Here is a 9,755-nt window from a genome sequence, read left to right as displayed (position 1 = left end):
GCGCTGCGATCGAGCGCGTGAGCGTCGATATTGGAATTTTCAGGACGCCAAGAAGATCGATGCCGAACGGATTGAGCGGGCCGCCGAGATAGCGATCCTCGTGATAGGAAAGGCACCGCCAGTATTGCTCGGGAACGTCGCGGACCGGGATCGACTTGTGATCGGGGTTGGCGACGTAGTTGCCGAGTTCGATGGCGCTGTCGGTGTAGTTGACGTCGCGCAAGCTATCGAGGCGCGGATCAAACGTGCCGACAAAGCTGCCTTTCGGATCGTAGATGGCCGTCGCGAGCCAGCGCTCGGCGTCGTAACCGAGCTTGCCGTGCATCGACAGTTGGCCGAAATAACCTCTGATCGGCGCCGCCACGTAAACGAGAACGAGAACGAACAGCACGTAGACGACCGCCGCCGTCAACACGTGTCGCAGGGGGCCGAGTTTCGAATTGAACGTGACGGCTGTCATCAACCAGCGCACGATGCGCCGCGGCATCGACAGGCAGAGATCGCCGAGCGCGGTCAGAAGCCGCAAAAGATGTAACATCGCTGACGTAAAGCCGCGCTAAGGCCTTCGCCGGGAACGGCGCTGGCGTGGCTTCACGCGTAATCGGGATTTAAGGCGTGAACTCAACGAAGTCGCGGCGACATCGGCTCTGGGAAATGGCGATTACGAGGCCAAGGCTAAAAAGCGCCTTTAAAGCACGCGCGAACGCGACTTCTCTCTGCTCTCAAACAAGCAAAAGCTCAGAAGTTATTCATTAGAATGAAAAGACCGACGCCGATTGCAGGACCCATTAGAGCCGCAACGACAATCATGACGAAAGGCTTCGCCATCATAACACTATACCCCGCACAGAACTCTAAAGTTCACTCCACCATTTCGCGCGGCTCTATTGGGAAATGCTTCGGCCAGTTTGCCCTCTCGGCCGATTCATCCGCTTTTCTTCGCAAAAAACGGGCCGCCCCCGATCTGCGAAGCTGAGCATAACCCCTCACGCTCAGCCTGCTGTACAATACATCTTTGCAAAAAGACTTGACAGGACCATGAGGTGATTTGCGCAGCCGAGCGTAGACATTGGATCACATCGCAGCGCGCCCCAGCCGACGATGATTTAACAGCGTTTTGTGGGCCACTCTGATTAGAAAAAATCTAATGTAGTCAGAGAGATAAGCGGCATCACTGGAATTAACCATGCTGCTGCCGCCGATGCTGCGGCAATGCAGTAATCACGGATTATGTCAAACACGGAAATGCGAATTGAATATCGAGTTTTGCCTTTTCCGCAAAACACGGAGGCTGATGCATGGCGCCCTAACGCTAGCGGAGAAGATCAAAAAGCCGGAGCTGGCGCTCGTCGATGCCGCGTGTTTCGGCAGCCAGTTGCTCGATGCGATCGAAGGGAACCTGTTCGGCTGCGATGAGCGAGCGTTGCGCCTTCATCGGCCGAACGAGACCTTCCTGAACGAGATGGAATTCGCCGACCGTTTGGCCCGGCAGCGCCGTCGCCGGGTCGAGACCCGATTCCGATTGGAAGGCGGCTTTCAGCTTCCTCAATGCGGTGTCCTCGCGGACGCGCCCGATGAACCAGCTCGTGATCTGATCGCGGCTCTTGTAGTCGAGATCGCCGGGCGATTGCGTCGCGAGCATCATGCCGAGCCCGGCTGAGCGCGCGCGCTTCAACAGGCTCTGCAATGGTTCGGCGGTCGCGGGCTTCGAGTTGGCCGGAATGTAGAGATCGGCTTCGTCGAACATGACGACGGCCTGCAGTTCGTCGTTCGGATTGCGCTGACAGAAGCGCAGCGCTTCGGACAGGAACTGCGACACCCAGAATAGGATGTTCTCGTTGTCGCCGAGGAACCCGGTGTAGATGACCGACAAACGCGTGCGGTTCGGACGCTGATAACGGCCGAGGCCGAGGAGGCTTTCCATCCTGAGGCTTTCGCCGCCGCCTTCGAAAAGTGCAGCGTTGCGCAAGCGCAGTGAATCGAGCTGCGCGACGAGATCGCGCCGGAGCTTGCCCGACGGGTCCATGCGTTGCGTCTGATCGGTCAGTTCCGGATGCTCGTCTTCGAGCAGGCGGATGAGATCCGCGAGCGTTACCTCATTTGTCGAAAGCGATCCGAGAACGCGCAGCGCCACGGCGAGTACGCCGGACTGCTTTTGGTGCGTCGCCGAATTCTTCAGATGGAGCATCTCGCCGAGCGCCGCCGCCGAGAGGTTCGCCAGTAACTGCTGCTCGTGGTCGGGAAGTTCGTTGATGCCGTTCGGCAGAAGCGTGATCGAGATCGGCCGGCCGGAAGCCCGCCCCGGCGTATAAACCGCGACATCGATGGCGTCGGCGAGTTTTTCGCGTTCGGCGCGGCGATCGGGCGTGTCGTTCTCGTTGGCGCGCCAGACTTCCGGATTGGCGTAGCTCGCGAGATCGCCCTTGCGGTCGATCAACACAGCCGGAATGCCACGTAGCAGAAGCTGCTCGATGAGGGACAGCGCCAGTGTCGTTTTGCCGGAGCCCGAACCGCCGAGGTATGCCGCATGGCGCTTCAGGACACTTTTGTTCAGCGTCACCGGCCGGCCGAGATTGCCAATTTCGCGGCCCGAAAGGATGCTGGCGCCGTAGCTGCCGTTTTCGTCGAGAATGACGGACATCGGAAGTTCGTCATCATTGGCGGCGAGGCCCGGTTCGCCCGAACTTCCGTCACTTGCAGCCCGTTGTGCGGCCTGGCCGCCGAAGCCGTCGAGCGACGATTGCGGGTCGTCCATGTCCTTCGCGACGAGGCGCGGCACCGGGCGACCAAGCAAATCGAGCCGCAGCAGGTGAATGATCGAAATTAGGCTCGACAGCGGCTTCGAGCCTTCGAGCCACTGCGTCATGCCGGCGTCGCCGCGATGATGGGCGGTGAACTCACGCACCGTCATCATGCGTTCCCACTCGGGGATCGGCACGAGAAGCTGGCGGCCGCCGCCGTCGCGGAATTTGCGGAACGCCTGCGCGGTCTGGTTCTTTTTGTTTGGCGGAAAGTCGCTGGCGCGCAGCATGAAGCAAGGCTTGCCCTGCATCGCCGTCAGCACCTTGTCGAGCTGGCGTTTGAGGCCACCGCCCTGCGTCGGCCGGTTGCACAGGAAGACCCTGAGATCATTGGCGAAGCCGGTGCGGTGACGCACGGTCAGGTCGAAGGCCGGCAGTTCGTCGCCGAGTTCGAGGCGCTTCACCGTGACTTCGATGGCGCGACCCCATTCATCGCGCGCCAACAACAGCGCGGCCGACAGGACGTCGACCAGCTCCTGGTCATCGGGCGGCATCTCTGCTTCGCTCTCGTTGGCAAAGCGTTCCCACATCTCGCGGAATTGCACGGCGGAGATCGCGGCCGGCGCCTCTTGATCTTGTCCGAAACCGATGGCCTGGCCGAGCGCTTGCGCCAGAGTGCTGATGAACGACGGCTTCTCAGGCTCGGCTTCGCGCTCGTCGCCTTCGGTTGAGGTCGCCTCGCGCAGGCGCGACTGAGCGTGCTCCAGCAACCGGCGCGTCGAGAGCCCGCCGAATTCTTCAAAGAACTGCGGCCCGAAGAATTGCGAGGCGTCGGGAAAGCTCATGCCGCCGCCGTTCAACTCCGACTGGTGAGCCAGCCGCTTCGAGATGATGAGGCGGGCTTCTTCCGGCGTGCGGCTTTCGCGCAGCAGGACGGGGCCGGATTTCTCGATGCGGTCGATATAGGACTGCGCGACGAGGCTGCGGACCTGTCCGTAGAAATCTTCAAGGCACGATATGATGATGACGGCGTTCGTCAGCCGATTGGCGATTTGAATGAGATCGCGGACGGCGCGCTGAAAGCGATCTTCGGCATTGTCGAAGAAGCGCAAATCTTCGACCTGATCGATGCAGAAGACGAGCGCAGCGCGATCGACCGTCCAGACGAGTGCACCGAGCGCGGCGATGATCTCGAACGAGCGATCCTCGCCGTTGTTCGGGTCGAGCGCAGAGACGGCCTCGTGTGCAATCGGCGTCAGAGTGCGGCCGTTCAAATACTGGCGAACACGCTGATCGATGCGCGGATCATGGCGCTGCAGGTAAAGGAGCGCCCGCACGATATTGATGTCGAGTTCGCGCGTCTGGAACTTTTCGCAGGCGACGATCTGGTCGGCGAGGCGCAGGATGAGCCGCGCCAATTGTTTGTCATCCAGCGTCGCGTCGCGAAGCTTGTCGAGATCGGCGGACGAGATGACCTCGGAATCGAGAACCATGTGGTTCGTCAGCCGCGACAGCGCTGATTCCCCGAACCGGTCGGGGTCGTAGGGCTTCTCGAGCGAGTGCACGAGGCGGCGCAGATAGAAGTCGGCGTAGTTCTGCACGTCGGGCGTCATCTGCGCGTAGCCGAAATAGCTTTGGCCCGTGCGATGCGAGTCTGTTCTCAGGGCTCGCAGAAGATGGGTTTTTCCGGCTCCCGACTGGCCGTGAAACAGCAGAATTCGTTCCTGCACGTGATAGCCGTGCCCGGACGTGACGGTCGTCAGCAAATCGTTGAATTTCTGGCGTGCCTTGGCGTGAATTTCCGGCACGTCGACGGGGTCGGCGCGCCAGAGATCATCTTCCCAGGTGATCGAATGCTCAAACGCTTCGCTCAGCTTGTCAGGCGCGAGCTGAGGAGCGAACGACGTATTTTTAAGAGAACCGCCTTCAACGCCCATTTCGAATCAGGATGCCTTCATTCTTGGACGCGCACGAAGTGCCAGACGGTGTTCTTGTAGAGGATCTTGGACTCCTCGAGCGATTTCAGGTCGCGGCCATCTTTGAGATCGGCGGTCGCAAGTTCGATCCGGCCCGAACGATGGGCTTCAGCGAGCATGCCCTTGAACGCAATCTCAGATAGCCCCCAGTCAGGCCGGGCGTTGCGAATCGCCTTCCAGACCAAAGAGATAAACGCCTTCCGGTTGCCTGGCCAGCCCTCGGCGACCGGACGTGCCGCATCGAACACAGCGCTACAGAATTCCGCGATGTCAGGTGGCGACAGCGACCGCGCTACCGCAGGTGCGGAGCCCGTGAGCGGTGCGCGATCGTTGGCGGCTTTCGGCGTCGGCGTGCGGGGGCGGTGTTGTGACGGTTCCTGGCGTTTGGGGCGCGTGGGCGCTCTGTTTGCGCCGTCATCGGCGTTCCCGGCGGTCGTTAGGCGGCTTAGCACGGCGAGTTCGAGCGCTTCGATGGACTGTTCGCGGGCTCCTGCAATCTCGGATGCAAGCTGCACGATCAGTTTGCCGTCGCTCGCAATCTCCCGAGGCTGCTTGAAGAGTTGGCCGGCGAGTAGCCTGCCTGGTTTGGCGGGCAGCCCCGCTCCCTTGCCGAGTCCGGTCTTGATCTTGTTGCCGAAAGCCTTTTCAAGCGCGACGATCGCCAGTTCGGCTCTGAGATCGGCTGGTGAAAGAACGCGGCCGGTCGCGATGCTGAAATGGTTCTGCAACACGATGGCCGCGAGGCCTTCGAGGCGCTGCACGGCCTTTTTGACCGACGCCGTGTCGTGCGTTTCGAGCGCACGTAGGATAAGCGTGTTTTTGACGTCACCCCACGCTGGGCCGAGAGATCGCGCCGATCCCAGAGAGGTCCCGGCAACTTGAACACCTTTCGCCGTGGCGGTGAGACGACCCTTCGTCTCGCTGATCAATTGCGCGTTGCCGAGGGTGCTGATCGCCAGCTCGGCGGCGCGGCGAAACTCGCTGCCCGAAATCCTTGGAGCCAGAATTGGCGCGATGTCGCGCTGCAAGTCGGCTCGCGTGGCGCTCCCCGCAGCGATGCGGAGCAGCACGAGATCCCTCACCGTAAAGGTCGGAGTGTGGAAACCGGTTCTCTGCTCAGACTGTCCGATGGCTGCCGTCATCGAAGTGCTCCCAGGCGCGAATCAGCTTAAACAGCGCGCGGCAGTCTTGATGATCGGCGGCGTTCTTCCAAGAGCCGTAGGCGAATTGCCAGCTGCAAATGCTCCGGCGTGCCACTGGAATCAGGCTTTCGCCGCGGCACCGTCAAAATCGCGACACCTTGTTGCTGCGATATCGAACGGGGCGGGACTGGGTTGCGAGGGATCCGACATATGCGTGGGCCATCCACACGGGGCTTCGGCATAGTGCTGCGGCGCGCGGAGAGGCGCGATTCGCATCCCGTTAGCATTAACACCGAGTTAACGGATTTCCGGCAATGATGACCTTGTCCGCACGTTGTGTGCCGGGAGTGGCAGTTATGTATCGCGTTGCACTCACCGCCGGGCTCGTGATCGGTTTGTCCGGTTGCAGCCTAGGCTCATCATCCATCTCATCAGGTTTCGCAGATCAGGAGACGACATCGTCGTTGTCGTCGCCCCCACTGAAAACCGAAAGCGTCGGCCTGGGGGGCGATCCCGCGGCCCCCCGCCAAGTGAAGGTCGCCAAACTCGACGATAAGGCGCCATCCGGAACCTTTGAAAGGGCGGCGCCCGGAGTTCTCTCCGACCGCGACTATTCGCACACTTCACTCAACGCCGAAATGGCGCGCGACGTCATCAACGCCTACCGCAAGAAGCACGGCTTGAAGGCGTTGAAGCTCAACCCCGAGCTGACGGAAGCGGCGAAAGCGCATTCCCGCGACCTCGCCAAGTGGGATCGCATCTCACACTACGGCTCCGATGGCTCGAACCCGTGGGATCGCGTCAAGCGCGCCGGCTACAACGCTCGCCTGACGGCGGAGAACGTCGGCACAGGCCAGGTCGATTTCAACGAGGTCATGCGTGGCTGGGAGGAAAGTCCGGGCCACAACAAGAATCTGCTGACGCCTGACGCCGAGCACATGGGCATCGCGCTGGTGCAGGATCCGAAGACGGAATTCAAATCCTTCTGGACGCTCGTCGTCGGCTCGCCGATGTAAAAAATCGCATATCCGGCCGCCCTCTGGCGCGGCCATCCAGGGCCAATCGCGTGACCTCCGTCTTGGCACTGAAGTGCTGGGTCAAACCCGGCGATGGAGTGGACGATGGTTCGGCTGCTGGCGACTCCGGTGCGCGGAGCTGGCCGCCAGCGCGGCATCGGCTTCGACCATCTCACGTTGAGCAGCCACGAGGCCCTGCACGAGCGGGGCCTTTTTCGTTTGCTTTTAGAACTGGGTCCCGGGTCTCGCAAGAAGGCTCGCCCGGGATGACAAAGTCGGCGTGCGTCAGAACTTCGGCAGGTTTTCCCAGATTGCGATCTTGATATCGAGGCGGCGCCAGACGACGATGGCGTTCATCGTCGCTGCCACGATCAGAGACGAAGCTGTGGCGATCGCGGCGCCGACCAATCCAAACACCGGCACGAGAGCGAAGTTGAGTGCGACGTTCAAAATCGCCGCCGCGCATAAGACCGTGGCGCAAAGCGCCTGCTCGCCGAGCATATTCAGCAAGTATTCGGCCGGCCCCATCGCGGAGCGGAAGAGAAAGCCGATAACAAGAATGAACATGACCGGATAGCCGTCGGCGAATTGCGGCCCGAACAGAGACAGTAGGGGTTTACCGAGAGCCAGGATGAGCAGCGCACCGGCGAGCGACGGCCAGAACGTCCAATTGACGGCATCTTTTACGAAGGTGCGGAGTCCGTCCTTATCGCCGCGCGCATTCAGGGCGGCGAACTTGTGGGCGACGGCGCTGCCGACCGCATAATGCACGAACATGATCAGCGCCATGGTTTTTCCGGCCGCGAAATAGATGCCGACGTCGGCCGGCGTCATGAAATGCGAGATCACCAGGATGTCGGTATTCTGCAGAAAAAGCTCCGAGCTCAAGATGACGAGCAGCGGCAGCGAGATCTTGAACCAGGTTTTGAAGTCGGACCGGCGGGGACCCGCGGGTGTCGTGGCGCTGAAACGGGTATTGATCATCAGCGATTGCAGGATGCCGCTGAACCATGTCGCGACGATTGCGGCGCCGGCGGCCGTCGCCGCATTCATCGGTAGGCCGCTCGCGTTGGCCACCCACATGGCGGCCAACAGCACGATGGGCCGCAACACGTAGGGCGGAACGAGCGCGACGCTCATCCAGGCGTTGCCGCGCCCTATGCCGTCCTGCACGTCCGTCAGCGCGTAAAGCGGAATGCAAACGAGGGCGAGATAGATCGGCAGGACGAACTGGCTTTGGATGTGATCTTGAAAGAGCCAGACGCCGAACAGGCCGAGCGCCATGACGAGCGTGCCGCCGCCGAGCGCCACAAGCCTGACGCCCCGTATCAATCCTCGCAGGTGGTCGAAATCGCCGGTCTCGCGATAAACCGGCGCGAGCCGGATCGATGCGAGGTTCAGTCCTAGGTGAGACATGGCGCCAAGGACCAGCACCCATGTCCACACGAAGACGTAGATGCCGTATTCGGTGCCGCCCATCCAGCGCGCCAGCACAATCTGCGTGAGGTAGAGCAGTCCCGCACTCAGGACGCGGACGGTGAAGGCGAGCAGCGCGTCGCGCTGGGTGCGTTGGCGCTCGCCGTCGGAGGCAAAGACGTTGATCGTCTGGTCGATGAGGCCGGCAAATAGGCTCTGAGCCACCTCGAATGGGTTAGTCGCCCCTGCATACTCGGGGTGCCGATCGACGCGCGCGGCAGGAACCGCATCGAGCCTGGTAAGGATAGCGCTCTTCACGGCAAGGCGTCCCGTTCTTCAATTGTTTTCGAGGCGCGCCCGCTCACGATTACGGACGAGTTCGGCAACGCCGCTCCAAGCCCACGCGCGGCCGGCGTCTCCCTTTTCACCGTGGTAGATTGCGAAAAAGTCGGCGATTTCTGCGGCCAACGAACCATGCTTGCCTTCAAGAACCTCGGCCATCGCGCATACGTCCCGGGGCGTGGGTGTGAAATCCACGTTGGGGTACCTGTTGGCTCGCACCGTCGCAGTCATCGTAAGGTCCTACTCAAGGCTTAAATCCCGGTTGACGAATTTGGGAAAAGCAAGTTTGACGCCATGACGCGGACCGCGTTTAGGTTCCTGTCTGCGAGCGTGGTTAACTGGTCGTATCCGCGCTGCCCGACGTATCGGATCGCGAATAAAGGCAACGGCAGTGAAGAAAATTGCGTTCGTGGTGACGTTCGGATGGGGACTTGCGGTCACGCTCGTGCCGGCACCTGCGGCGCCGTGGGCCGGCGCGTGTTCGTTTCACTGTGCCGGAATGGAACTCGCCCAATACGACGCGCCGAAAGAGAACGAACCGGGCGACGATAGTGACGCGCCGCCAGAACGATCGCCGGAGCCCGATGCGCAGCCGCCGGGGGACGACCAAGCAAGTCCCGACGTCATCACGCCACCAGACGGAACCGATCCGCCGGGATGTGTTTTCACGAACCAGCCGCTGGAATTACTCGTCTGAGACGAATTCTCGCTTCACGGTGAAATGGCTTGCGCCGATTTCGGCGTCTTGGCCGTCGCCCCGACCTGGGGCTGGGGCGCAATGGCCGCCTCGGCACCTTTGACCGGAGGTGGACTTTCGCTCGCCTCGTTGCCCTTTTTTGCGGCCGTCTTGGATTTGGCAGCGGTGGCCTTCGGCTGACGTCTCTTATGGCGAGCCGTTGTCCCGGATTTACTTTGCTTTGGCGGGCGGCAGCTCCAGGCGGCAACGGTATCGCGTACCGACGTAATACCTTTGGCTGAAGGGTCGACCGGCAAAGTGTCGAGATTTGTTGTGTTGAAGAGTTGCTTCCAATCATAGTTCTGGAAGCCGTATTCCAAAAGACTCGCCGAGCGAATGGCGCGTTCGTTTCCGGACGTCTCGCCGAGTACGACCGCCAGCAGGCG

The 9,755-nt window shown here is 61.2% G+C and carries 6 protein-coding genes and 2 pseudogenes; 2 read left to right on the top strand and 6 right to left on the bottom strand.

Going from position 1 to position 9,755, the window contains the following annotated elements:
- The 3 genes and pseudogenes from VN623_RS06520 to VN623_RS06510 all read right to left on the bottom strand — a co-directional run.
- Nucleotides 1-538 (bottom strand): annotated as a pseudogene (locus tag VN623_RS06520) (glycosyl transferase family 51); the annotation flags it as partial.
- A 774-nt stretch (nt 539-1,312) separates the two neighbouring features.
- Nucleotides 1,313-4,678, bottom strand: a complete 3,366-nt coding sequence (locus VN623_RS06515; RefSeq protein WP_325569321.1) for an ATP-binding protein — start codon at nt 4,676-4,678, stop codon at nt 1,313-1,315.
- Between the two features lie 17 nt (nt 4,679-4,695).
- Nucleotides 4,696-5,859: a hypothetical protein gene (locus tag VN623_RS06510; RefSeq protein WP_325569319.1), complete on the bottom strand. Its 1,164-nt coding sequence runs from the start codon at nt 5,857-5,859 to the stop codon at nt 4,696-4,698.
- A gap of 356 nt (nt 5,860-6,215) precedes the next feature.
- Here VN623_RS06510 and VN623_RS06505 point away from each other — a divergent pair, with 356 nt between their 5' ends.
- The gene (locus VN623_RS06505; protein ID WP_325569318.1) at nt 6,216-6,875 is read left to right on the top strand and encodes a CAP domain-containing protein; all 660 of its coding nucleotides are present in this window, start codon (nt 6,216-6,218) and stop codon (nt 6,873-6,875) included.
- Nucleotides 6,876-7,160: 285 nt separating this feature from the next.
- Here the strand turns inward: VN623_RS06505 and VN623_RS06500 are convergent, their stop codons facing one another.
- Together VN623_RS06500 and VN623_RS06495 are read right to left on the bottom strand one after the other, a co-directional pair.
- The gene (locus VN623_RS06500) at nt 7,161-8,609 is read right to left on the bottom strand and encodes a lipopolysaccharide biosynthesis protein (protein WP_325569317.1); all 1,449 of its coding nucleotides are present in this window, start codon (nt 8,607-8,609) and stop codon (nt 7,161-7,163) included.
- 18 nt (nt 8,610-8,627) lie between these two features.
- Entirely contained in the window at nt 8,628-8,792 is a 165-nt protein-coding gene (locus VN623_RS06495) for a hypothetical protein (protein WP_325569315.1), read from the bottom strand.
- A gap of 232 nt (nt 8,793-9,024) precedes the next feature.
- Between VN623_RS06495 and VN623_RS06490 the strand changes: the two genes are divergently transcribed.
- Nucleotides 9,025-9,330, top strand: a complete 306-nt coding sequence (locus VN623_RS06490; protein ID WP_325569313.1) for a hypothetical protein — start codon at nt 9,025-9,027, stop codon at nt 9,328-9,330.
- A gap of 14 nt (nt 9,331-9,344) precedes the next feature.
- Here VN623_RS06490 and VN623_RS06485 read toward each other — a convergent pair.
- Nucleotides 9,345-9,755: pseudogene (locus tag VN623_RS06485) on the bottom strand (D-alanyl-D-alanine carboxypeptidase); the annotation flags it as partial.

This window comes from Hyphomicrobium sp., assembly GCF_035572195.1.
In the GTDB taxonomy this organism is placed as follows: Bacteria; Pseudomonadota; Alphaproteobacteria; order Rhizobiales; family Hyphomicrobiaceae; genus Hyphomicrobium_B.
This window is presented reverse-complemented; position numbering and strand designations above follow the sequence as displayed.